Raw genomic sequence first — 22,577 nt, 5'->3', positions numbered from 1 at the left:
TCACTCATGATCACATCCCTGCTGGTGGCCAACCGCGGCGAGATCGCCCGGCGGATCTTCCGCACCTGCCGTGAACTCGGCATCGCCACCGTGGCCGTGCACTCCGACCCGGACGCGGACGCCCCGCACGTCCGCGAGGCCGACACCGCCGTACGGCTGCCGGGCGCCGCCCCCGCCGACACCTATCTGCGCGCGGACCTGGTCGTCCAGGCGGCGCTGGCCGCCGGGGCGGACGCGGTCCACCCCGGGTACGGCTTCCTCTCCGAGAACGCCGGGTTCGCGCGCGCCGTCCAGGCCGCCGGGTTGACCTGGGTGGGTCCGCCGGCCGAGGCGATCGCCGCGATGGGGTCCAAGACCGAGGCCAAGCGGCTGATGGCGGCGGCCGGGGTCCCGGTGCTGACGGCGGCCGCCGAACCGACCGACGCCGACCTGCCGTTGCTGGTCAAGGCGGCGGCCGGCGGCGGCGGCCGCGGCATGCGCATCGTCCACCGGCTCGCCGACCTGCCGGATGCGCTGGCCTCGGCCCGGGCCGAGGCGGCGAAGGCCTTCGGTGTGGCCGAGGTCTTCTGCGAGCCGTACCTGCCGGCCGGGCGCCATGTCGAGGTCCAGCTGATGGCCGACCGGTACGGCACCGTCTGGGCGCTCGGCGAACGCGACTGCTCGCTGCAGCGCCGCCACCAGAAGGTGATCGAAGAGGCCCCGGCCCCCGGGCTGACCGACCCGGTGCGGGCCGAACTCCACGCGGCCGCCACCGCCGCCGCCCGCGCCATCGGCTACACCGGAGCCGGGACGGCGGAGTTCCTGCTGGCACCCGACGGCCGGATCCACTTCCTGGAGATGAACACCCGTCTCCAGGTCGAGCACCCCGTCACCGAGTGCGTCACCGGGCTCGACCTGGTCGCGCTCCAACTGCGCATCGCCGAAGGCGAACCGCTCCCGGCCGAGCAGCCCGCCATCCGCGGCCACGCGATCGAGGCCCGCCTCTACGCCGAGGACCCCGAGCGCGACTGGCAGCCGCAGACCGGGACCCTGCACCTGCTCCATCTCCCCGACGTGCAGAGCGAGTTCACCACCGGTACGGGCGAGAGCGGACTGCGCCTGGACTCCGGTGTGGCGGGACCCGCCGCCGTCGGCATCCACTACGACGCCATGCTCGCCAAGGTGATCGCCTGGGCCCCGACCAGGGCGGCCGCCGCCCGCCGACTGGCCGACGCACTGGGCCGGGCCAGGATCCACGGGCTGACCACCAACCGCGACCTCCTGGTGGCCGCCCTGCGCCACCCCGCCTTCCTGGCTGGCCGGCTGCACACCGGTTTCCTCGCCGAGCACGCCGCCGAACTGCGTACCGGACCGCAGAAGCACACCCCGCTGGCCGCCCTGGCAGCCGCCCTCGCGGACGCCGCCGCCCGCTCCGGCGCCTTCCCGTCCGGCTGGCGCAACCTGCCCTCGCAGCCCCAACTCAAGCGCTACCGCGCCTCGGACGGCACCGAACACGAGGTCCGCTACCGCCGCACCCGCACCGGCCTGCAGGCCGAGGAGCACCCCGAGACCGAACTCCTGGCCGCCACCCCCGAACGCGTCACCCTCCGCACCGACAACCTGACCCGCACCTTCGAGATCGCGGTCCACGGCGACACCGTCCACCTCGACTCCCCGCTCGGTGCGGTCGTCCTCACCGCACTTCCCCGCCACCCCGAACCCGCCGTCCACACCGACCCGGGCGCCCTGCTCGCCCCCATGCCGGGCACCGTGGTCCGCATCGCCGTCGCCCCCGGCGAGCAGGTCGCCGCAGGCCAACCCCTGCTCTGGCTGGAGGCGATGAAGATGGAACACCGCGTCTGCGCGCCGACCGACGGACTGCTCACCGAACTCCGCGTCAGCCCCGGCCAACAGGTCGAACTGGGCACCCTGCTCGCCGTCGTCCAGCCGGCGTAACCGCCGGACGGCCGGGAGCCGCACGAGAACCCCGCCAGACCCCCCGGGTGCAGGTGGCGGTCGAACACGGCCCCGGGCCCGCCCATCCCACGGAGAGGACCACACCACCCATGTCCGTGTTCAGCGAGTCCCCCGAACGCCAGGCCCTGCGCCGAGCCGTGTCCGACCTCGGCCGCCGCTACGGTGCCGCGTACTTCCAGGCCAAGGCCCGAGCCGGGCTGCCCACCCAGGAACTCTGGACCGAGGCGGGCAAACTCGGCTATCTCGGCGTCAACCTCCCCACCGAGTACGGCGGCGGGGGAGCGGGCATCAGCGAGCTGGCCATCGTCCTGGAGGAGCTGGGCGCCGCCGGAAGCCCGTTGCTGATGCTGGTGGTCTCGCCGGCCATCTGCGGCACCGTGATCGCCAGGTTCGGCACCGCGCAGCAGAAGCAGCGGTGGCTCCCCGGCCTGGCCGACGGCACCCTGCGGATGGCCTTCGGCATCACCGAACCCGACGCCGGCTCCAACTCCCACCGGATCGGCACCGTCGCCCGCCGGGACGGCTCCGACTGGCTGCTCTCCGGCCGCAAGGTCTTCATCTCCGGCATCGACCACTCCGACGCCGTGCTGTTCGTCGGCCGCACCGAGGACGCGGCCACCGGCAAGCTCAGGCCCGCCCTGTTCATCGTCCCCCGCGAGACCCCGGGCTTCGAGTACCGTCCCATCCCGATGGAACTCGTCACGGCGGAGAAGCAGTTCCAGGTCTTCCTGGACGACGTCCGGCTGCCCGCCGAGGCCCTCGTCGGCGACGAGAACGCCGGGCTGGTGCAGCTCTTCGCCGGGCTCAACCCCGAGCGCATCATGACCGCCGCCTTCACCCTCGGCATCGCCCGCCAGGCGCTGGACTCCGCCGTGGAGTACGCCAGGACGCGGACCGTCTGGGACACGCCCATCGGCGCCCACCAGGGCATCTCCCACCCGCTCGCCCAGTGCGCCATCGAGGTCGAACTCGCCCGGCTGATGATGCAGAAGGCCGCCCACCTCTACGACTCCGGCGACGACGTCGCGGCGGGCGAGGCGGCCAACATGGCCAAGTACGCGGCGGGCGAGGCCGCCTGCCGGGCGGTCGACCAGGCCGTGCAGACGCTCGGCGGCAACGGACTCACCCAGGAGTACGGGCTGGCCGCCCTGATCGCGGCCACCCGGGTCGCCCGGGTGGCACCGGTCAGCCGGGAGATGGTGCTCAACTACGTGGCCCAGCACACCCTCGGCCTGCCCAGGTCGTACTGACCGCCGCACCAGGACGTACCGGCCGGGTAGGCGCTCTGGTCCCAGCGGGCGACTCCGGTCACCCTGGGAGTGTCCGTCCCCGCCCCGCCGAACCGGAGGCATGCATGGTGTTCCGCAGCGACTGTCCCGACATCGAGCCCCTCGACCTGCCGATCCACGACGCGGTACTGGCCACGGCCGAGCGGCACCCCGAGGTCCCCGCACTGATCGACGGCATCACCGGAGAGTCGGTCAGCTACGCCCGGCTGGCCGCCGACAGCCGGCGGATCGCGGCCGGACTGGCCGAGGCGGGAGTCCGCAAGGGCGACGTGGTCGCGCTGTACAGCCCGAACTCCATCGCCTTCCCGCTCGCCTTCTACGGCCTCACCCGGGCCGGGGCGACCGTCACCACGGTCAGCTCCCTGGTCACCGCCAAGGAGCTGACCGGGCAGCTGCGCGACAGCCGGGCCCGCTGGATCGTCACCGTCGCGGCCTTCCTGCCGATCGCCGTCGAAGCGGCCGAAACCCTCGCCGCGGAAGGGATCGCGATCCGGGAGATCTTCACCTGCGACCCGGCCGACGGCCACCGCTCACTGACCGACCTGCTCGCCTCCACCGCCCCCGAACCGCAGCCGCGGATCGACCCGGGCACGGACATCGCCGTCCTGCCCTACTCGAGCGGCACCACCGGCCTGCCCAAGGGCGTGATGCTCAGCCACCGCAGCATCGCCAGCAACCTGTTCCAGGCCGAGTCGCTGCACCGCACGGCGGTGGGCGAGCGGATCCTCGCGATCCTCCCGTTCTTCCACATCTACGGACTCACCGCCCTGCTCAACCACCCGCTGCGCAGCGGCTCCACCGTCGTGGTGCTGCCGCGCTTCGACCTCGAACAGTTCCTTCGCACGATCCAGGAGCATCGCATCGAGGGCGTGTTCGCCGCGCCGCCGATCATCCTGGCGCTCGCCAAACACCCGCTGGTGGAGCAGTACGACCTCTCCTCGGTCCGCTACGTCCTCAGCGCCGCCGCGCCGTTGGACGCCGAGCTCTCCGCGGCCTGCGCCCGCCGGCTCGGTCTGCCGCGCGTCCACCAGGGGTACGGGATGACCGAACTCTCGCCCGTCGCCGCCGTGATGACGATCGGCGATCCGAACCCGCCGTCCGGCACGGTCGGCCGGCTCGTCGCCTCCACCGAACTGCGGGTGGCCGCCCTGGACGGCTCCGGGAAGGACCTCGGCGTCGGCGAGCGGGGCGAACTGCTCTTCCGCGGGCCACAGGTGATGCAGGGCTACTTCGCCCGGCCGTCCGAGACCGACGCGATGATCGACGAGGACGGCTGGCTCCACACCGGCGACATCGGCTACCTGGACGAACGCGGCTACCTGTTCGTGGTGGACCGGGTGAAGGAACTGATCAAGTACAAGGGCTACCAGGTCGCCCCCGCCGAACTGGAGGCGCTGCTGCTGGCGCACCCGCAGATCGCCGACGCCGCGGTCATCGGCGTCACCGGCGAGGACGGCACCGAACGGCCCACGGCCTACGTGGTCCGGGCACCGGGCAGCGCGCTCACCGGGCAGGAGGTCATCGACCACGTGGCGGGGCAGGTGGCGCCGTACAAGAAGGTGCGGGCGGTGGAGTTCCTGGACGCGATACCCAAGTCGGCGGCGGGCAAGATCCTCCGCCGTGAACTGCGCGACCGCGCGGGCTAGGGCCAGGTCCGGCCGGTCCCGCGGGCCGGCCGTCCCCCGGGGCACGGGGAACCGCGCGAGCCGGAGGAGACCGATGTCCGGCAGGGCCGGGGGCGTACCCGGCACCTGGCACCTGGCACCCGCCCGTTTCGCGCGGCTCCCCGTGCCCCCGGGGTCAGTGCCCGTGCGGCCAGTGCCCGTGCGGTCGGTGCCCCTGAAGTCCGCGCCCCTGCAAGGTCGGCCGGCCGGGCGATCTGAAAGGATCTGCCGCAACCGACGGACCGTCACCCGAAAGCAGCCATGAGCCTCCACGCAGCCGCCGCCCGAGCCCCCCAGCAGACCCGCAGCCGTGCCACCCGCCGCAGGCTGCTGGAGGCGGCGGTGGAGTGCCTGGCCGAGCTCGGGTGGAACGGGTCCACGGTCGCGGTGGTGGCCGAGCGGGCGGGGGTGACCAGGGGCGCGGCCCAGCACCACTTCCCGACCAGGGAGGACCTGTTCACCGCGGCCGTCGAACACGTCACCGCCGAGCGGCTGGCGGCCGTCCGGGCCGACGCCGGCGAGCTGCCGCCCGCCGGACCGGCCAGGACACAGGCGGTGGTGGAGCTGATCGTCCGCCTCTACACCGGTCCGCTGTTCCGGGCGGCCCTCCACCTCTGGGTGGCGGCGGCCACCGAGGAACCGCTGCGCGAACGGATCGTCGCACTGGAGAACCACGTCGGACGGGAGTCGCACCGCGCGGCGGTCGAGTTCCTCGGCGCGGACGAGACCGCCCCGGGCGTCCGGGAGACGGTCCAGGCCACCCTCGACATGGCCCGCGGCCTGGGCCTCGCCAACCTGCTCACCGACGACGGGTCCCGCCGCACCGGCGTCGTCCGCCAGTGGGCCCGCACCCTCGACGCGGTCCTCCCCGCCCCGGCCGACGCCGGCTCCGACAGCGACCCTGAGGCCAACGCCGGCTCCGACAGCGACGCCGAGGCCAACGCCGGCCACCAGGCCCGCGACTGAGCCCGTACGGAGCCGGACCGGCCGGCTCCCACCCGGTCGGTCCGGGGCCGCCCGGACCGGGTGAGGAGTCGCCGGGCCGCCCGGTGCCGTGCAGTCTGGTGTGAGCCGGATTGCCCCGGCCCCGACCGGGAAGGTACCTGGCAGGTGGGCTCCTGATCATGTACGGATTCGAGTGGACCGGTCCCGACGCTGTCGGCCAGGACGCGGAGTCCGGGACGGCCGACACCGCCTCGGCACGTCTGCGGGGCCACCGGCTGGTACCGATCGCCACCGCCCTGGTGGAGAGCGACGGCCGCATCCTGCACTGGAGCGACGACGCCGAGCGGCTGACCGGTTACACCGCCGCCGAAGCCGTCGGCTCGTACGCCGCCAAGCTGCTGGCCCCGAAGGCCGAGCAGTCCGAGATCCTCGCCGTGTTCGACCGGATCATGTCCGGGAGCGGCTGGGCCGGCGTTGTCCCGGTCCGGCACCGCGACGGCCACCAGATCGAGCTGGAGTTCCGCACCTACCCCATCACGGGCCCGGACGGACGCCGGATGCTGCTGGCCACCGCCTCCGACCTGGCGGTGCTGCGCCGGGTCGAGGCGGACCTCGCCGTGCTGGACGGCTGCTTCACCCAGTCCCCGATCGGCATGGCCGTCTACGACACCGAACTGCGCTTCGTCCGGCTCAACGGCGCGCTCGCCCGGATCAACGGCGTGTCGGTCGAGGACCACGTCGGCCGCCGGCTCACCAGCGTCCTGCCGGGGCTGAACGGTACCGAGATCGAGGCCGTGATGCGGCAGGTGCTCAGCACCGGACGTCCTGTCGTGGACGCCCGCTCACACGGCCGGACCCCCGGCGATCCACGGCGCGACCGGGCCTGGTCCGCCTCCTACTTCCGGCTGGAGGACTCCACCGGCAAGGTCCTCGGCCTCAGCTCCTCCCTGATCGACGTCACCGAGCGGTTCCAGGCCGAGGCCCGCGCCGCCCGGGCGCAGGAACGCCTGGCCCTGCTCGCGGAGGCCACCGCCCGGATCGGCACCACCCTCGACCTCCAGCGCACCGCCGAGGAGCTCATCGAGGCCGTCGTCCCGCGCTTCGCCGACTTCGCCACCGTCGACCTGCTGGAACCCGTCCTGCGAGGGGAGGAACCGGCCACCCTCGCCCCCGACCGCGGCATCAGGCTGCGCGCGGTGGCGGTCGGCGAGGCCTACGAGTCGGGCCTGGTGAACGCCTCCGACGCGGTGGGGGAGACCTCCGAGTACGACGCCAAGCGGCCCTACACCGAATGCCTGCGCAGCGGCCGCCCGCTGCTGCGCACCTACGTCGACGAGCAGACCCTGACCGCCCTGGTCGCCGATCCGGCCCGGGTCGGGCCGGGTCTGGAGGCGGGCATCCACTCGTACCTGATGGTGCCGATCATGGCCCGGGGCATGGTGCTCGGGGGTTCGGAGTTCGTCCGCACGCGGAACGCGGAGCCGTTCACCACCGCCGACGTGGCGCTGGCCGAGGAACTGGTCGCCCGGGCGGCCATCGCCCTGGACAACGCCCGCCTCTACCGGCGGGAACGGGAGACCGCACTCACCCTGCAGCGCAGCCTGCTGCCGCAGGAGATCCACCGCACCCTCGGGCTGGAGATCGCCTACCGCTACCTGCCGAGCAGCCTGGTCAGCGAGGTCGGCGGGGACTGGTTCGACGTGGTGCCGCTCTCCTGCGGGCGGGTGGCGCTGGTGGTCGGCGACGTGATGGGCCACGGCATCAGGGCAGCCGCGACCATGGGTCAGCTGCGCACCGTCGCCCGCACCCTGGCCACCCTCGACATGCCGCCCGAACAGGTGCTGACCAGGCTGGACGAGACCGCCACGGGCATCGGCGAAGGCCAGTTCGCGACCTGTATCTGCGTGGTGTACGACCCGGTCGAGCGCACCTGTTCGGTCGCCTCGGCGGGTCACCTCCCACCGGTCCGGGTCTCTCCGGACGGCGTCGCCCGGACGGTGCCGCTCCCGCCGGGGGTACCGCTCGGGGTCGGCGGGGTGGCGTTCCGGAGCAGCGAGTTCACCCTGCCCGAGGGCGGGCTGGTCGCGCTCTACACCGACGGCCTGGTGGAACGCCGGGGCAGGGACATCGACCACGGCATCGACCTGCTCTCGCAGACGCTCGCCGGGCGCGGCCGCACGCTGGAGGCGAGCTGCGACGCGGCTCTCAGCACGCTGGTCGCCGACGGCACCGACGACGACATCGCCATGATCATGGCACGCGCGCTGCCCGTCCCCACCGACCGGATCGCCAGCCTGCCGCTGGACGGCGACGGACCACTGCCCGGCAGGGCCCGCCGTTTCACCCGGGCCACCCTGGACGCCTGGGGGCTGTCCGCGCTCACCGACTACGCCGAGCTGATGGTCAGCGAGCTGGTCACCAACGCCCTGCTGCACGCCGAGGCGCCCCGGCGGCTGAGGCTGTTCCGCGACCGGACCCTCACCGTCGAGGTCGCCGACTCGGGCAGTTCGCCGCCGAGGGTCCGCACCTCGGCGGAGGAGGACGAGGGCGGCCGGGGCATGCACCTGGTCAGTGAACTCGCCCACCGCTGGGGCACCCGCCCGACCAAGGACGGCAAAGTGGTCTGGGCCGAGCTGGAACTCCCCCTGAACCACTGACCCGGACCCGACCACTGACCCGGTCCGGGCGGCACCCCCGGGAGCGGCTCCCCGGGTGATCCGCCGGCGGCCCGGCCGGGCTCCGGCGTCGCGCCCGGTGCCCGGCCGCCGCCGGCCGAGCCCTGCGAGGGACCGGGTCAGGCCGGGAGCTTCGAGTGCCGCGTCGGTCCGGCCTCTGCGCGGTCCCGGTCGCCGTCCTGGTCGCCGTCCTCGCCGTGGTGCTCGTCGCGGCCCTGGTCGTGGCCCTGACCGCTGTCATCGCCACGGGTCGCGGGCGCGTCGCCGGCCCGGTTGCGCAACAGGTACCGAGCGGCACCGGCCGACACCAGCAGCAGACCGGCCGCGAGCACGGCCGCGACGTTCATGCCGTGCACGAAGGCGTGCTCGGCCTGCGCGAGCAGCGGCCTGCCGAGCTCGCCGGGGAGCGTCGCGGCGGCCTCGACGGCGCCGCCGACCGACTCCCGGGCCTGCTCCGCCGCCGCAGCCGGTGTCCCGGCGGGGAAGTCCAGCGAGCCCAGGTAGATCGCGGTGACCACCGAGCCGATCAGCGCGATGCCGAGCGCCGTGCCGAGTTCGTAGGCCGTCTCGGAGACGGCCGAGGCGGCACCCGCCTTGTCGGCGGGCGCGGCACCGAGCACCAAGTCGGCGGCCAGCGTGTAGACCACGCCCTCGGCGGTGCCGACGGCCAGGAAGGAGGTTCCGAGCAGCAGGTAGGCGCTGTCCCGGTGCACCCAGCCGAGCAGGGCGATGCCGGCCCCCATCACCAGCAGACCGCTGACCAGGGTGGCGCGGGCGCCGGTCCGACGGGCCAGCCAGGCGGTCAGCAGGCCGCCGATCACCGCGCCGGCGAAGGCGGGCAGCTCGGCGATCCCGGCGGCGAGCGGCGAGTAGCCGCGCACCAGCTGGAGGTACTGCGACATGAAGAAGATCACGCCGGAGAGCCCGATCAGCGCCGTCAGCGAACCGAGCACGGCCGCCGTGAAGCGCGGGTCGCGGAACAGCCGGACGTCCAGCAGCGGGGAGGCCAGCCGCAGCTGCCGCCGGACGAAGGCCGCCAGCGCGAGGGCGCCGACCACCAGGGCGGCCGGGACGTACCAGTGGGCGAGGCCGTCGGCGGCCAGCTCCTTGATCGCGTACACCACGCCGATCACGCCGGCCATCGAGAGCAGCACGCTCGCCAGGTCCCAGCTGCCGGGCCTCGGGTCCCTGGACTCGGGCAGCAGCCAGGCGCCGAGGACCAGCAGCAGGAGCAGCACGGGCAGGTTGAGCAGGAAGACCGAGCCCCACCAGAAGTGCTCCAGAAGCATGCCGCCGACCAGCGGGCCGAGCGCGGCGCCCGCCGTGGCACCGGCACCCCAGATGCCGATGGCGGTGGCCCGCTCACGGGCGTCCGGGAACAGGCTGCGGATCAGCGAGAGGGTGGACGGCATGATCGTCGCGCCGGCCACGCCGAGCATGGCGCGGGCCAGGATCAGCCAGCCGGGGCTGGGCGAGTAGGCCGCGAGCAGTGAGGCGAGGCCGAAGGCGGAGGAGCCGAGCAGCAGCAGCTTCTTGCGGCCGATCCGGTCGCTGAGCGCACCCATGCTGACCAGCAGGCCGGCGAGCACGAAGGAGTAGCTGTCGCCGATCCAGAGCAGCTGGGTGCTGCTGGGGCTGAGGGTCTCGCTGATGGAGGGTATGGCGAGGGACAGCACGGTGGCGTCGACGGCGACCAGGGTGACCGACAGGACCAGGACGGCCAGGCCGGCCCAGCGCTGCCGGGTGCCGGCCGTGCCGGTCGCTCCGCCGGTGGGGTTGGTGGTCATGACTGGTCGGGTCTCCTGAGTGCGCCGCCGAGGAAGAGTTCGGCGAGCGAGTAGGCACCGTCACGCGGTGCGAGCCGCCCGTCCTGGACGGCCCAGCCGACGCCGGCGACGAGATCGAAGAACGCCTCGCTGAGCCAGCCGGCCGAGAGCTCGATCCGGAAGACGCCCTCCTTCTGGCCGCGCAGGAAGAGCGCGCGGACCCGGGCGTCCTGGATCTCCCAGAGCTCGTTGATCTCGGGGTCGTCGTACAGCTGGTTCTCACCCGCGAGGAAGGCGCACAGCGCGGCGTCGGGGACGACGGCGTCCACCAGACGGCGCAGTGCCGACTGCGCGTCGCCGGATTCGATCGCCGCGCTGTCCAGGGCCGTCGCGAACTTGCGCAGGCCCAGTGCGCCGACCTCGCGGATCAGGGCGTCGCGGCCCGGGAAGATCCGGTGCAGCGTGGCCCGGCTGATGCCGGCGGCGCGCGCGACCTCGTCGAGGTGGGCGGTCGGGCGCCGGGAGAGCACGCCGACGGCTGCCTCGAGGACGGAGTCGCGATCAGTAGCCATGCTTCGAGTGTAGTTCAAGTGAGACATCAATGTCTCATTCGTTTGTTGCAGCTCTCATCCGAGACGTCCTGGTAGGCCACTGACCAGCAAAAAGACCGGGGACGACGTGGTGTCGTCCCCGGTCTGTGGCGGGGTGTGCCGCAGGTCCGTCCGCGGACGGACCGGGCACTGCCTCTCGGCTCAGCTCTGGTTGAAGAAACCGGTCTCGTCGAGCGGCCGGTCGATCACCATCACCTCGACGTCGGCGGGGGTGAGCAGGAACACCCGGCGGGCGATCCGCTCGATCCCGCCCCGGGTGCCGAACACCAGGCCGGAGGCGAAGTCGACCATGCGCTTGGCCTCGGCCTCGTCCATCTCGGTCACGTCCATGACCACCGGGACGCCCTCGCGGATGTGTTCGCCGACGGTGCGGGCGGACTCGAAGCCGGTGGGCTTCAGCGAGACGATCCTCGCCGGTGCCGGGGCGTCCTGGGCGGCCGGGGCCACGGGTGCCACCGCCTGCGTCGCCCACGGATCGTCGTACACCGCCGCGGCGTAGTTGCCGGAAGGCATCAACCACCCGTTGTGGTGCTCGTCGCGAAGTGCTCCCATGCCGCGCCTCCTTGCCTCGTCCCGTACCGTCCCCCCGGGTGTTCGTGTCCTTTTGACACGTCATCCACTCGTCGGAACTGTCCGAGTATCGCACTGATCACCGCTCCGGTGCCCGCTCGCGACCGCCGTACGGTACGTGGCGAGCAGGCCGGTTCGGTATCTGCTGCGACGTCACAGTCCGGTCAACGGTTGCGCGCGTAGACCATATCGGTGTCTGTCGGTGGCGAATTGACTCCCTGTCAACGATCGTGTAACAGCTTCACTCGCCGGTGGTGCCGTCGATCAATTCCCGGATCAGATCGGCGTGTCCGTTGTGCCGGGCGTACTCCTCGATCATATGGACCAGGATCCAGCGCAGCGTCACCTGCTCGCCGGCGCGGAGCTTCTTGCCGGGCGTCTCCAGCGGGACGCCGGCGGCGGCCTCGCGGGCCAGTTCGACCTGGGTCCGCCAGGTGGCGAACGCCTCGTCGGCGTCGGCGGTGTCCACCTGGTTGAAGTCGCCGTCCCGGTCCTCCTCGCAGTACAGGCTCTTCGCGTCGCCGCCGGAGAGGATGATCTGGAACCAGTAGCGCTCCACCTCGGCCAGGTGCCGCACCAGGCCGAGCAGGGAGAGGGACGAGGGGGCGGCGGAGCGCAGCCGGAGCTGCTCGGCCGTCAGGCCCTCGCACTTGACGGCGAGCGTGGCCCGGTGGAAGTCCAGCCAGGCGGACAGCATCGCCGTCTCGTCGGCGGCCATCGGCGGCTCGACACGGACCGGGCGGGCGGAAGCGGAGTCGGTGCTCATGCCGGACATTGTGGCGGGTGGCACTGACGGGCTGACAGCGAATTTGGCCGCAGGCGGGCACCCGGCGGCGGGGTCAGCGGCCGTCCCCGGTGCCCACCTGCGTCGGCTGCGGCGCCACGAGGGCGTTCTTGCTGCGGCGGCGGGAGGTGCGCCAGAGGGAGAGCAGGCTGAGGACGGTCATCAGGCCGATCGCGGCGGCGGAGAGCAGGAAGGCGGGGGAGCCGGGAGATCCCGCACTGGCGCCCGCGAGCACGTAGGCGGCGGTACCGGGCAGGACCCCGAGGGCGGTGCCGCAGAGGAACGGCAGCGCCCGTACGCCGGAGAAGGCGGCGCCGTAGTTGGCCGCCTGGAACGGGATGCCGGGGACGAGGCGGAGCAGCAGCACGCTGCGGAAGCCCTGTTCGGTGAGCCGGCGGTCGAGCGCGGCCAGCGCCTTGGCCTTCAGCAGCGGGCGGAGGGCGTCGCGGCCGAGCAGCCGTCCCAGCGCGAAGGCGACGGCCGCGCCGAGGGTGGTGCCGGCCACGGCCAGCGGAAGCCCCCAGCCGATGCCGAGGAGCAGCCCGGCGGCGGTGTTCAGGGCGGGCTTGGGCACGAACACCAGCGTCCCGAGGGCGTAGACCAGGGCGAAGACCGGCAGCCGCCACAGCCCCGGTGCCCCCGTGGTCAGCACCCGGGTCGGGTCCCAGAACAGCAGCGAGGCGGCCGCCGCCCCGAGGATCGCCAGCAGCAGGCCGAGCCGCAGCCACGGCGAGCGGTCCGGGCGCGCCCGGGGCGGGGCCGCCCCGGCCGTCGGCGGTGGATCCGCCGGGGTCGGGCCGTGCGGGGCCGGGGCGCACAGCGCGGTCGGCGCTGCGGCGGCCGGCGGCGGTTCGTGGAGCATCCGGCGAGCCTAATGCCTGTCCGGTGATTCCCGCGTCGGGCCGATCCGCCGCGAACCGTCGGCCCGGCCTCAGCCCTTGCGGTCCCGGTCGCGTCGGTGCCCGCCGCGCAGGACCAGCGCGGGCGCCTGGTCGTCGTACGCGCCGCAGGCGCTCACGGACCACGGGGACCACTGCTGGGGGACCGCGTAGTACGGCACCAGCAGCGGGCCGCCGCTGCGCCCGGCGGCCTTGGCGGGGAGCAGGGCGGGCAGCACATCGGGCGTCTGGCCGGCCAGGATGGCCCGGCGGCAGTCGGTGCAGGCGGGCCTGCGGTCGGCCGCCGCCTGCCGGGCGCTGGTCCTGGGCCGCTGCCGCTCCTTCTTCGGGCTCCGGCCGGCCGTGGGCGAGGCGCTCCCGTGCAGGGGGTTGTAGAAGCAGCGCAGCACCGGTGCGGTGGGCCGCAGCCCGGCGTGGACGGCGTGCGCAGCCGCGAGCCGCTCGACCGCGCGTTCGGCCAGCACCGCGGCGGCCGCCAGGTCCGGCAGGTCGGTCGCGTCGTCGAGGAGCCGGCCGGCGGCCTCGTACGCCTCCAGCGCCCACAGGTAGTCCCGGCGGGCGGACGCCTCCTCGGGGGCCAGCCGGAGTTCGGCGGCCTGGATGATCTCCCCGGCCGTGGTGACCCGCTCGCTCGCGTGGACGGTCAACCGCTCGCGCAGCACCTCCCACTCGCGGCGCACCAACTCGTCCTGCTCCTTGGAGTGGTGACGGCGCGGGGCGGCGGACTCGGGTTCGCCGCGCAACAGTCCGACGAACCACCAGCGGCGGAACACCTGGGCCTCCTGCATGTGGGTGGGACGCTCATTGTCCGCACCCGGAGCTCGAGAACGGAAGGCGGGTCAGCGTCCGGGCGCCGGCCGGGCCTCGGTGCGCAGGCGCTTGAGCAGGTCGAGGTCGGCGGTGTGGCGGGCGCCTTCGACGCGGTCGGGGTCGTGCCGGCCGTCCGGGGTCTCGATGATCAGCGGGACGCCCTCGGTGGCCGGGTGGGCCAGCAGCGTGCGGAAGGCCTCCGCGCCGATGTGCCCGGTGCCGATGTTGGCGTGCCGGTCCTTGCGGGCGCCGACCACGTCCATCGAGTCGTTGGCGTGGATCAGCCGCAGCCGTCCGGGGCCGACGGCGGCGAGCAGCGCGTCCAGCGTCCGCCCGACGCCGTCCGGGGCCGCGAGGTCGTGCCCGGCGGCGAAGGCGTGGCAGGTGTCCAGGCAGACGCCGACCCTCGGGTGGTGGTCGAGTGCGGCGGCGTACGCGGCCAGGTCCTCCATCCGCGAGCAGAGCGAACTGCCCTGCCCGGCGGTCGGTTCGAGCAGCAGCCAGGGGGCGTCGTCGCCGAGCGCGTCGAGTTCGTCCAGCAACGGCCTGACGTCCTCGCGTACTTGGGCCATCGCCGCCGCGTGGCGGGAGGTGCCGTCCGCCGCCCGGCCCACCGCCGAACCGGTGTGCACCACCACACCGAGCGCGCCGATCCGGTGGGCGCGCAGCAGCGAGTGGCGCAGTGACGCGGCGGAGCGGGTCCTGGTCGCGCCGGAGTCCGAACCGAAGTTGATCAGATAGGGGGCGTGGACGTACGCCGGTATGCCGGCTGCCGTGCAGGCCGCGCGGAACTCCTCGTCCTGGGCCGGGTTGCCCTCCGGGGTGGCCCAGCCGCGCGGATTGGCGACGAAGACCTGGACCGCCTCCGCGCCGACCTTGCGCGCGTACGCGAGCCCGGTGCCCGCCAGCCCGCGCCCGGCGACGGGTACGTGGGCCCCGACCGGGTTGCGGAGGGCGGAGAACGGGGGTCGGGCTGCGAGGTCCATGGGAGCGAGGATGCCATGCCCGGTGCGTCGGCCCGCACCGCGGGACGTCCAGGACCGCGCCCCTGCGCCCGCGCCGCTCCGGTCCCGCTCCCGCGTGGTGCACAGCTGCCGGGCCGCCGCGCTCCGGTGTCTGCGGCGGCCCGGTGCTCAGCCGGTGGAGCGCTCCAGGTCCGGGGCGGCGCTCTCGGGCGGGCCGCCGCGCGGTCGCCGCCGGAGGGCACCCGCGCCCGCCACGAGCGCGGCCGCCAGCAGCGTCACCACGGTGAAGGAGACCGTCAGCGAGGTGGCCTGCGCGATGCCGCCGACGATCGCGGGCGCGACCAGCCCCGAGGTGTAGGTGACGGTGGCGACACCCGCGATGGCCCGGCTCGGATCGGGACCGCTGCGCCCGGCCGCCGCGAAGGCCAGCGGGACGACGACGGCGATGCCGACGCCGATCAGTGCGAAGCCGGGGACGGCCACACCGGGGGTGTCCGCCGCGACCACCAGGAGGCCGCCGAGGGTGGCGACGGCCCCGCCGAGCCGGACCGCGCGGACCGGTCCGAGACGGCGGATCACCAGGTCCCCGGTCAGCCGGGCGGCGGTCATGGTGGCGGCGAAGGCGGTGTAGCAGGCGGCGGCGGTACCGGCCGAGGAGCCGGTGACGTCCCGCAGGTAGACGCCGCTCCAGTCCATGCTGGCGCCCTCGGCGAAGACGGCGCAGAACCCGACCAGGCCGATCACCAGCGCCGAGCGGGGCGGCAGCGCGAAGCGCGGTGGGGCCTCGGCCTCCGGTGCGGGGCGGACGTCGAGCAGACCGGCGCAGGCGGGCTGCGCCAGCAGCGCCAGTACCACTGCGGTGACGGCGAGTTGGAGCCGTGCGTCCAGCTGCTGGCGGGCGGCGAGCACGCCGAATCCGGAGGCGACCAGGCCGCCGGCGCTCCACATCCCGTGCAGACCGGACATGATCGAGCGGCCGAGGCGCTCCTCGACCTCGACGCCCTGGGCGTTCATCGCGACGTCCGCCATCCCCGAGGTGCCGCCGTAGACCAGCAGGGCGAGGCAGAGCGTGGCGAGGCCGGGCGCGAGCGCGGGCAGGGCCAGCGCGAGGCACCAGAGCGTCAGCAGGCCCCGGACGGCGGCGCGGGCGCCGAAGCGGTGCACGATCCGGCCGGCGAGCGGCATCGCGAACGAGGCGCCGAGTGCGGGGGAGACCAGGGCCAGGCCCAGCTGACCGGGGCTCAGGTGGAGGTGGTCCTGGAGCCACGGGATGCGGGTGACGAAACTGCCGGTCACCGCGCCGTGCACGGCGAAGACCAGGGCGACGCTCACCCTGGCCCGGCCGGCGGTCCCGGAGCCCCGTGCGTGCTGCTGGTGCGGCATGGCCTCGTCCCCTCCCGGACAGTACGGCGCGGCCCGGCGGTGCGGGCACGGCCCTGGCGTTCGATAAGCTATCAGGCAGGGAACCTGATAGAAACCTCTGGAAGGATGCATTCCCATGACCACCGCGCGCACGGCCACCCCGAGCACCGCCCGCGCCATCAACGACCGGCTGGCGCTGGACCTGCTGCTCGGTCAGGGCCCCCTGACCGCTCCCGAACTGCGCAGCCTCACCGGCCTCTCCCGTCCCACCGTGGCCGACCTGCTGGAACGGCTGCAGCGCAGCGGCCTGGTCGCGGTGGTCGGTGAGAGCGGGGAGGTGCGCCGCGGCCCCAACGCCCGGCTGTACGCCCTGGTTGCGGACCGGGCCCACCTGGGCGGCCTCGACATCCGGGAGGCCGGCGTCAGCCTGGTGGTCGCCGACCTGACGGGCCGTACGCTCGCCACCGCCGAGATCCGGGCCGGTGCCGGCGCCGCCACCGGGGACGTCGCCGCCCGTACGGTCCGCACCCTGCGCGAGCGCGCGCGGGAGGCCGGAGCCGAGGTCCTGCACACCGTGGCGGTCGGCGCGCCGGGCCTGGTGGACCCGGCCACCGGCGAGCTCTACGGCTCGGGCGGGCTGCCCCGCTGGCACGCCGGACTGCTGGCCGCCCTGCGGGCCGAACACGGCACCGGACTGATCCTGGAGAACGAGGTCAACCTGGCCGCGGTCGCCGAACACCGGATCGGCGCCGCCCGGGACCGGGACACCTTCGTCCTGCTCTGGCTCGGCCACGGCGTCGGCGCCGGCGTCGTGCTGGACGGACGGCTGCGGCGGGGAGCCTCGGGCGGCACCGGTGAGATCGGCTTCCTGCCGGTGCCCGGCACCGGGACCCTCCCGAGTGCCGCCGGCTGCGAGGGCGGGTTCCACTCCCTGGCGAACAGTGCCGCGATCTGCGCCCTGGCCGCCGCGCACGGCCTCCCGGAGCCGGCGGCCGGCCGGCCGCCCCGGGCGCGGGCGCAGGCCGACGTGGTGACCCGGGCCGAGGAGGTGGTCCGCACCGCGCTCGGCGGCGGCCCGGCCGCGGCGGCCTTCCTGGACGAGCTCGCCGAGCGGATCGCGGTCGGCGCGGCGGCGGTCTGTGCGGTGCTCGACCCGGGCTGCGTGGTCCTGGGCGGCGAGATCGGACGGGCGGGCGGCGAACGGCTGGCCGCACTGGTGGAGCGCCGGCTGGCCGGGCTGCTGCCGCTGCGCACCGAGGTCCGGGCCGGGACGGCGGGCGGCGGTGCGGTGCTGGCCGGGGCGGTGCTCACGGCGGGCGACACGGTGCGGCGGGAACTGTTCGGGGGCGGTGACCAGCTCGCCGGCGCTGCGGGGGCGAGGTGAGGTGTCCGGCCCGGCGCTCCCCGGCGACCCGGCGGGGCCGGGTCGCCGGGGGCGGCTCGGATCAGGTGGTGGGGGTGCTCAGGGCCGACATGCCCACCAGGACGGCCGTGGTCAGGGCCGCCACCACCAGCAGGGTGACCAGCACCCCGCCCAGGACCGATTTCATCGAACGCCGTTCCCGCGCGGGCGGGGTGACGTTGCTCTGGTAGCGCTCCGCCTCGGCGACGAACGCGAACGGGACCGACTCCGCCCCGGGTGCCATCCGGATCTCCTCTTCAGTTCTCTGTACCGTCAGATCGGGCAACGGCCGGATACATGCGATCGTGCCCAATTCATACTATTTAAGACAGGTCAATGGTGGCGCCCGGCATACGGGGGATGGTGACGGGGGTCCCCCGGCGTACGGCAGGATGGCCCGGACGGGATCAGCACCCACCGGACCACACCGCCAGGAGCACTCATGGGCCAGCCCGACCGGCCGATCAACCCCTATCGCATCGGCGAGGCCGCGGCGATGCTCGGCGTGAGTGCCGACACCATGCGGCGCTGGGTCGACGCGGGGCGGCTCGCGGCCCAGCGGGACGAGCACGGCCACCGGATCATCGCCGGTGCCGAACTGGCCTCCTTCGCCCGTGAGCTGGCCAGGCCCGAGAACGCCGAGTCGGAGGGCCGCCCCTCGTCCGCCCGCAACCGCTTCCCCGGCATCGTCACCGACGTGCTGCTCGGGGACGTGGCCGCGCAGGTGGAGATCCAGGCCGGTCCGTTCCGGGTGGTGTCGCTGATCAGCCGGGAGTCGGCCGAGGAGCTCAACCTCGTCCCCGGCGCCCCCGCCACCGCCGTCATCAAGTCGACCAACGTGGTCGTGGAACGTCGCAGCTGACGAGCTGTCATCATGGTCCGCCATGTTCCGCCACACACCGCCGAGTGAGATAACCGTGCCCGCTCCGTCTTCCCGTCCGGTGCTCGCCGTCGCCCACCGCGGCGACCCGTACCGCCACCGCGAGAACACCCTCCCCTCGGTCGAGTCCGCGCTCGCCGCCGGGGCCGACGCCGTCGAGGTGGACGTCCAGCTCACCCGCGACGGCGTCCCCGTCCTGCTGCACGACCGCACCCTCGACCGGCTCTGGGGCGACCCCCGCCGGATCGGCTCGGTCACCCTCGACCGGCTCGGCGAGATCGGCAGCGGCGAACTGCGCGTGCCGACCCTCGCCGAGGCGCTGAAGGCGGTCGCCGCCACCCCGGCGGCCAAGCTGCTCATCGACCTCGACGACGCCGCGCCGGCGGCCGCCACCTGGGCGGCCGTCACCGGCCTCGGAGCGGAGGACCGGGTCGGCTTCTGCGGCCCGGTCGCCGCCATGCTCGCGGTACGGGAACACGCGCCGGACGCGGAGCTCGCCCTCACCTGGAACCACCCCCGGCTGCCGGGCCGCCCGCTGCTGGACGACCTCCGCCCGCGCTACGTCAACCCGCCCTTCGGCCTGGTCGACCCGCTCTACGTGGACGCCGCGCACGAGCTCGGACTCGCCGTCAGCACCTGGACGGTGGACACCCGCCGCACCATGCTCAGGCTGGCGGCAGCGGGAGTGGACTCGATGACCAGCAACCGGATCGGTGTGCTGCGCCGGGTCCTGGACCGCAGGCGGTAAGCGGTCCGCGGTCAGCGGTACGGGCAGGAGCCGCCCGGTGCCCGGTGCCCGCGCGCTCGACCGCGCCTTCCCGGCCTCCCTGCGCTGCCGAGGTGGACGCGCCGAGGCCGGGAGACCGGGCGTTCCGTCGGATCGCGTGCTGAGATGGGCCTGACCACGGCCGGCTAGTCGGAGGTGCAGGCGGGAATGTCGGCAGATCCCACACCCCCGGGAGCGTCGGACGGCCGGCCCGGGGACGACCGCAGGCCGTACCACTCGCTGCCGCCCGTGGTGCGGAGCGCGGCCGCGTGGTCGGCCGCCGTGATCCTCTTCCTCGCGGTGGCCGGGTTCGTCGTCTTCGCCCTCGTCTCGCTGCGGGCGGCCACGGTTCCGGTGATCCTGGCGCTGCTGGCCACGGCGCTGCTCCAGCCCGTGATGCCGAGGCTGGTGGACCGTGGCCTGGGACGCGGCGCGGCGGCCGCGCTGACCTGTGCGGCGCTGCTGGTCGCGGTGTTCGTGGTGCTGGCCGTGCTGACCAACTCGCTGGTGCACAGCGCCCCGCAGATCGCCGACTCGCTGCGGCAGGCCGGTGATCAGCTGGCCTCCTGGTTCGGGCCGCTCGGCGAGAAGATCAGGTACGCGCTCTCGCAGTCCGCCGGTTCGGGGAGCTCGCTGGTCTCCTCGCTGGCCAACGGTCTCCTCTCGGGACTCGGGTTCGCCACCCAGGTGATCACCGGCGCCGTGCTGACCCTGGCACTGGTCTTCTTCTTCCTGCGCGACGGCCACCGCAGCGGCGACCTGGTCCGCTCGGTGCTGCCGGACGACCGGGCCGAGACGGTGATCGCCTGCGGGCGGAAGGCGTTCGCCGCGCTGGCCGGGTTCATGCGCGGCACCACCCTGATCGCCCTGATCGACGCCGCCTTCATCACCGTCGGCCTGGTCGTCCTCGGGGTGCCGGGCGCGGCGGGGCTGGGCGCGCTGGTGTTCATGGGCGCGTACATCCCGTTCGTGGGGGCGTTCCTGTCGGGGACGGTGGCCGTCCTGGTGGCGCTCGCGGACGGCGGTCTCGGCACCGCACTGTGGACGCTCGGGGTGGTGCTCGCCGTGCAGATGATCGAGGGCAACATCCTGCAGCCGGTGATCCAGAGCCGGACCGTCGAACTGCACCCCGCCACCATCATGGTCGCCGTGGTGGCGGGCGCCGGGGTGGCCGGGATCCTCGGTGCGCTGCTCGCCGTCCCGGTCAGTGCGGCGGGCCTCGGCGTGATCACCGTCCTGCGCGGCGGGGCCGCACCGGTCCCGGACGGCGCCGAGGGCTGAGACCAGGAGCCCGACCGGTATCGTCGGTGCTCCGGTAACGGCAGGTCAGACAGAGATAGGGTGCGGCAGCAGACGTGGAGTTCCGAGAAGACATCCTGGGTGCCCCGTACGAGGCGGCCGAGTTGCCGCTGGTCGCCGACGAGGAGGGTGACGTCAGCGCGACCCTGGTCAGGCGGCTGGTCCCCGGGGCCCAGCGGGCCGTGCTCTACCTCCACGGCTACACCGACTACTTCTTCCAGACCAATCTGGCCGAGCACTTCGTCGCGGCGGGCTTCTCCTTCTACGCCCTGGACCTGCGCAAGTACGGGCGGTCGCTGAGGCCGCACCAGTCGCCGAACTTCGTCCGTGACCTGCGGGCCTACGACGAGGAGCTGGACGAGGCCGTCCGGATCATCCGGGACGTCGACGGGCACACCCAGCTGCTGCTCAACGGCCACTCCACCGGCGGGCTGATCGCCGCGCTCTGGGCCGCCCGCCGGGCGCGGCGCGGACTGCTCGACGGGCTCTTCCTGAACAGCCCCTTCCTGGCGATGCCCGCCGCCCCGGCCGTGCGCACCCTCGGCGCGCCCGCCGTCGAGGCGATGGGCCGGCTCGCCCCGACCCGGGTGCTGCCCACGGCCATCAACCCGCACTACGTGCACAGCCTGCACCGTGACCACCGGGGCAGCTGGGACTTCGACCTGACCCTCAAGCCGGCCGAGGGCTTCCCGCTCTACGCCGGCTGGCTGGCCGCCATCCAGCAGGGCCACCGCCGGATCCGCCAGGGCCTCGCCATCGACTGCCCGGTCCTGCTGATGGCCTCCACCGCGTCCATCGTCACCACCAAGTGGGACCCGGCGATGCTCCAGCGCGACGCCGTCCTGCGGGCCGACGACATCGCCGCGCTCGCACCCCGCCTGGGACGCCACGTCACCACCGTCCGGATCGAGGGCGGGATGCACGACCTGGTGCTCTCCGGCGAGCAGGCCCGCGCCCAGACCTTCGCGGAGCTGGACCGCTGGATCGGCGCGTACTTCCCGGCGCCGCCCGCATGAGCGGGGAGGAGGCGGAGCGGGAGGAGGCCCGCCCGGTCGAGCGGGAGGTCGCGCTCGGCACCGCGAAGCTGATGCCCGACCTCGACCGCGAGCACGGCTGGCTGCTGACCCTGAACGGCACCACCCAGTCGTACGTGGACCTCGCCGACCCCACCCACCTGGAGTTCGAGTACATCCAGCGGATCGCCCACCTCCTCGACGCCCTCGCACCCACCGGGGAGCCACTGGAGGCGCTGCACCTGGGCGGCGGCGCGCTCACCGTTCCGCGCTACCTGGCCGCCACCCGGCCGGGGTCGCGCCAGCGGGTGGTCGAGGTGGACGGCCCGCTGATACGGCTGATCGCCGACCACCTGCCGTGGCCGTCCGGGATCGAGGTCGCGATCGGGGACGCCCGCGAGGGGCTGCGCGACACCCCGGCGGGACGTGCGGACCTGGTGGTGGCGGACGTCTTCCACGGCTCGCGCACCCCCGCGCACCTCACCTCCCTGGAGTTCCTCCAGCAGGTGCGGGCCGTCCTGCGCCCCGGCGGCTGCTACGCCGCCAACCTCGCCGACGGGCCGCCGCTCGCCTTCGCCAGGGCCCAGGCCGCGACCGTGAGCGCGGTCTTCCCGTACACCGCCCTGGCCGCCGAACCCTCCGTCCTGCGCGGCCGCCGCTACGGCAACATCCTGCTGATCGGCTCCGACCGCCCGCTGCCGGCCGGGGAACTCGGCCGCCGCCTGGCCGCCGACCCGTTCCCGGCCCGGCTCTGCGAGGGTCCCGACCTGGCCCGGCTGATCGGCCGCAGCCGGCCGGTACGGGACGCGGACGCCCAGGACTCCCCGCCGCCGCCCGACGGCGCGTTCGGTCTCGGCTGACCGGCCGAGCCGCCGGCGCGGTGCCGGAGCGCAGGCGTCGGACCAGGTGCGGGTCAGGCGG

General features: G+C 74.2%; 20 protein-coding genes. 11 read left to right on the top strand and 9 right to left on the bottom strand.

Annotation, left to right across the window (positions count from 1 at the left end; genetic code table 11):
- The first annotated feature begins 6 nt into the window (after positions 1–6).
- The 5 genes from ACFC1R_RS04905 (at position 7) to ACFC1R_RS04885 (ending at position 8,511) form a co-directional block, all read left to right on the top strand.
- Positions 7–1,935: a biotin carboxylase N-terminal domain-containing protein gene (locus ACFC1R_RS04905; RefSeq protein WP_375932773.1), complete on the top strand. Its 1,929-nt coding sequence runs from the start codon at positions 7–9 to the stop codon at positions 1,933–1,935.
- Between the two features lie 110 nt (positions 1,936–2,045).
- On the top strand, positions 2,046–3,206 hold the full coding sequence (locus ACFC1R_RS04900; protein WP_375932770.1) for an acyl-CoA dehydrogenase family protein: 1,161 nt from the start codon (positions 2,046–2,048) through the stop codon (positions 3,204–3,206).
- A 107-nt stretch (positions 3,207–3,313) separates the two neighbouring features.
- Positions 3,314–4,891 (top strand): 4-coumarate--CoA ligase family protein, encoded by a 1,578-nt coding sequence (locus tag ACFC1R_RS04895; protein WP_375932873.1) that lies wholly within the window; start codon positions 3,314–3,316, stop codon positions 4,889–4,891.
- Between the two features lie 279 nt (positions 4,892–5,170).
- On the top strand, positions 5,171–5,875 hold the full coding sequence (locus tag ACFC1R_RS04890) for a TetR/AcrR family transcriptional regulator (protein WP_375932767.1): 705 nt from the start codon (positions 5,171–5,173) through the stop codon (positions 5,873–5,875).
- A 158-nt stretch (positions 5,876–6,033) separates the two neighbouring features.
- On the top strand, positions 6,034–8,511 hold the full coding sequence (locus ACFC1R_RS04885; RefSeq protein WP_375932764.1) for a SpoIIE family protein phosphatase: 2,478 nt from the start codon (positions 6,034–6,036) through the stop codon (positions 8,509–8,511).
- A gap of 137 nt (positions 8,512–8,648) precedes the next feature.
- Here the strand turns inward: ACFC1R_RS04885 and ACFC1R_RS04880 are convergent, their stop codons facing one another.
- From ACFC1R_RS04880 to ACFC1R_RS04845, 8 genes are all read right to left on the bottom strand, one after another.
- Positions 8,649–10,316, bottom strand: a complete 1,668-nt coding sequence (locus ACFC1R_RS04880) for an MFS transporter (protein ID WP_375932761.1) — start codon at positions 10,314–10,316, stop codon at positions 8,649–8,651.
- Positions 10,313–10,867: a TetR/AcrR family transcriptional regulator gene (locus ACFC1R_RS04875; RefSeq protein WP_375932758.1), complete on the bottom strand. Its 555-nt coding sequence runs from the start codon at positions 10,865–10,867 to the stop codon at positions 10,313–10,315. Before ACFC1R_RS04875 ends, ACFC1R_RS04880 begins: the two co-directional genes overlap by 4 nt.
- A 180-nt stretch (positions 10,868–11,047) precedes the next feature.
- Positions 11,048–11,458 carry a cell division protein SepF gene (locus ACFC1R_RS04870; protein WP_375932755.1) on the bottom strand — a complete coding sequence of 137 codons (411 nt, stop codon included), beginning with the start codon at positions 11,456–11,458 and terminating at the stop codon, positions 11,048–11,050.
- A gap of 259 nt (positions 11,459–11,717) precedes the next feature.
- Positions 11,718–12,242 carry a DinB family protein gene (locus ACFC1R_RS04865; RefSeq protein WP_375932752.1) on the bottom strand — a complete coding sequence of 175 codons (525 nt, stop codon included), beginning with the start codon at positions 12,240–12,242 and terminating at the stop codon, positions 11,718–11,720.
- Positions 12,243–12,315: 73 nt separating this feature from the next.
- Positions 12,316–13,122, bottom strand: coding sequence for a TVP38/TMEM64 family protein (locus tag ACFC1R_RS04860; RefSeq protein WP_375932749.1), 807 nt, complete (start codon positions 13,120–13,122; stop codon positions 12,316–12,318).
- A gap of 69 nt (positions 13,123–13,191) precedes the next feature.
- Positions 13,192–13,947: a hypothetical protein gene (locus tag ACFC1R_RS04855; RefSeq protein ID WP_375932746.1), complete on the bottom strand. Its 756-nt coding sequence runs from the start codon at positions 13,945–13,947 to the stop codon at positions 13,192–13,194.
- Positions 13,948–13,998: 51 nt separating this feature from the next.
- The gene (locus ACFC1R_RS04850; RefSeq protein ID WP_375932743.1) at positions 13,999–14,955 is read right to left on the bottom strand and encodes a deoxyribonuclease IV; all 957 of its coding nucleotides are present in this window, start codon (positions 14,953–14,955) and stop codon (positions 13,999–14,001) included.
- Between the two features lie 147 nt (positions 14,956–15,102).
- A complete protein-coding gene (locus ACFC1R_RS04845) occupies positions 15,103–16,317 on the bottom strand; it encodes an MFS transporter (RefSeq protein ID WP_375932740.1) in 1,215 nt (404 codons plus the stop codon).
- A gap of 115 nt (positions 16,318–16,432) precedes the next feature.
- Between ACFC1R_RS04845 and ACFC1R_RS04840 the strand changes: the two genes are divergently transcribed.
- Entirely contained in the window at positions 16,433–17,680 is a 1,248-nt protein-coding gene (locus tag ACFC1R_RS04840) for an ROK family protein (RefSeq protein WP_375932736.1), read from the top strand.
- A 61-nt stretch (positions 17,681–17,741) separates the two neighbouring features.
- On the opposite strand, the gene ACFC1R_RS04835 is transcribed toward ACFC1R_RS04840, so the two are convergent.
- On the bottom strand, positions 17,742–17,942 hold the full coding sequence (locus tag ACFC1R_RS04835; RefSeq protein ID WP_375932733.1) for a hypothetical protein: 201 nt from the start codon (positions 17,940–17,942) through the stop codon (positions 17,742–17,744).
- 198 nt (positions 17,943–18,140) lie between these two features.
- On the opposite strand from ACFC1R_RS04835, the gene ACFC1R_RS04830 reads away from it, so the two are divergent.
- The 5 genes from ACFC1R_RS04830 (at position 18,141) to ACFC1R_RS04810 (ending at position 22,516) form a co-directional block, all read left to right on the top strand.
- Positions 18,141–18,560: a molybdopterin-binding protein gene (locus tag ACFC1R_RS04830; RefSeq protein WP_375932730.1), complete on the top strand. Its 420-nt coding sequence runs from the start codon at positions 18,141–18,143 to the stop codon at positions 18,558–18,560.
- 55 nt (positions 18,561–18,615) lie between these two features.
- Complete coding sequence (locus ACFC1R_RS04825; protein ID WP_375932727.1) at positions 18,616–19,326, top strand: glycerophosphodiester phosphodiesterase; 711 nt, start codon at positions 18,616–18,618, stop codon at positions 19,324–19,326.
- Positions 19,327–19,512: 186 nt separating this feature from the next.
- Entirely contained in the window at positions 19,513–20,625 is a 1,113-nt protein-coding gene (locus tag ACFC1R_RS04820) for an AI-2E family transporter (RefSeq protein WP_375932724.1), read from the top strand.
- Between the two features lie 74 nt (positions 20,626–20,699).
- Entirely contained in the window at positions 20,700–21,659 is a 960-nt protein-coding gene (locus ACFC1R_RS04815; RefSeq protein ID WP_375932721.1) for an alpha/beta hydrolase, read from the top strand.
- The gene (locus tag ACFC1R_RS04810; protein WP_375932718.1) at positions 21,656–22,516 is read left to right on the top strand and encodes a spermidine synthase; all 861 of its coding nucleotides are present in this window, start codon (positions 21,656–21,658) and stop codon (positions 22,514–22,516) included. The genes ACFC1R_RS04815 and ACFC1R_RS04810 overlap by 4 nt, the downstream gene beginning before the upstream one ends.
- Positions 22,517–22,577: the final 61 nt, after the last annotated feature.

This window comes from Kitasatospora sp. NPDC056138 (assembly GCF_042264695.1).
In the GTDB taxonomy this organism is placed as follows: domain Bacteria; phylum Actinomycetota; class Actinomycetes; order Streptomycetales; family Streptomycetaceae; genus Kitasatospora.
Note: the sequence above shows the minus strand (reverse complement) of the source record. Positions and strands in the feature narration are given on the sequence as shown.

Bases quoted from the DNA above. Each gene is read 5' to 3' on its own strand.
- ACFC1R_RS04820 (WP_375932724.1), top strand. From the start codon at position 19,513: ATGTCGGCAGATCCCACACCCCCGGGAGCGTCGGACGGCCGGCCCGGG.
- ACFC1R_RS04900 (WP_375932770.1), top strand. From the start codon at position 2,046: ATGTCCGTGTTCAGCGAGTCCCCCGAACGCCAGGCCCTGCGCCGAGCC.
- ACFC1R_RS04870 (WP_375932755.1), bottom strand. From the start codon at position 11,458: ATGGGAGCACTTCGCGACGAGCACCACAACGGGTGGTTGATGCCTTCC.
- ACFC1R_RS04810 (WP_375932718.1), top strand. From the start codon at position 21,656: ATGAGCGGGGAGGAGGCGGAGCGGGAGGAGGCCCGCCCGGTCGAGCGG.
- ACFC1R_RS04830 (WP_375932730.1), top strand. From the start codon at position 18,141: ATGGGCCAGCCCGACCGGCCGATCAACCCCTATCGCATCGGCGAGGCC.
- ACFC1R_RS04865 (WP_375932752.1), bottom strand. From the start codon at position 12,242: ATGAGCACCGACTCCGCTTCCGCCCGCCCGGTCCGTGTCGAGCCGCCG.
- ACFC1R_RS04850 (WP_375932743.1), bottom strand. From the start codon at position 14,955: ATGGACCTCGCAGCCCGACCCCCGTTCTCCGCCCTCCGCAACCCGGTC.
- ACFC1R_RS04840 (WP_375932736.1), top strand. From the start codon at position 16,433: ATGACCACCGCGCGCACGGCCACCCCGAGCACCGCCCGCGCCATCAAC.
- ACFC1R_RS04855 (WP_375932746.1), bottom strand. From the start codon at position 13,947: ATGCAGGAGGCCCAGGTGTTCCGCCGCTGGTGGTTCGTCGGACTGTTG.
- ACFC1R_RS04880 (WP_375932761.1), bottom strand. From the start codon at position 10,316: ATGACCACCAACCCCACCGGCGGAGCGACCGGCACGGCCGGCACCCGG.
- ACFC1R_RS04860 (WP_375932749.1), bottom strand. From the start codon at position 13,122: ATGCTCCACGAACCGCCGCCGGCCGCCGCAGCGCCGACCGCGCTGTGC.
- ACFC1R_RS04875 (WP_375932758.1), bottom strand. From the start codon at position 10,867: ATGGCTACTGATCGCGACTCCGTCCTCGAGGCAGCCGTCGGCGTGCTC.
- ACFC1R_RS04885 (WP_375932764.1), top strand. From the start codon at position 6,034: ATGTACGGATTCGAGTGGACCGGTCCCGACGCTGTCGGCCAGGACGCG.
- ACFC1R_RS04835 (WP_375932733.1), bottom strand. From the start codon at position 17,942: ATGGCACCCGGGGCGGAGTCGGTCCCGTTCGCGTTCGTCGCCGAGGCG.
- ACFC1R_RS04890 (WP_375932767.1), top strand. From the start codon at position 5,171: ATGAGCCTCCACGCAGCCGCCGCCCGAGCCCCCCAGCAGACCCGCAGC.
- ACFC1R_RS04905 (WP_375932773.1), top strand. From the start codon at position 7: ATGATCACATCCCTGCTGGTGGCCAACCGCGGCGAGATCGCCCGGCGG.
- ACFC1R_RS04845 (WP_375932740.1), bottom strand. From the start codon at position 16,317: ATGCCGCACCAGCAGCACGCACGGGGCTCCGGGACCGCCGGCCGGGCC.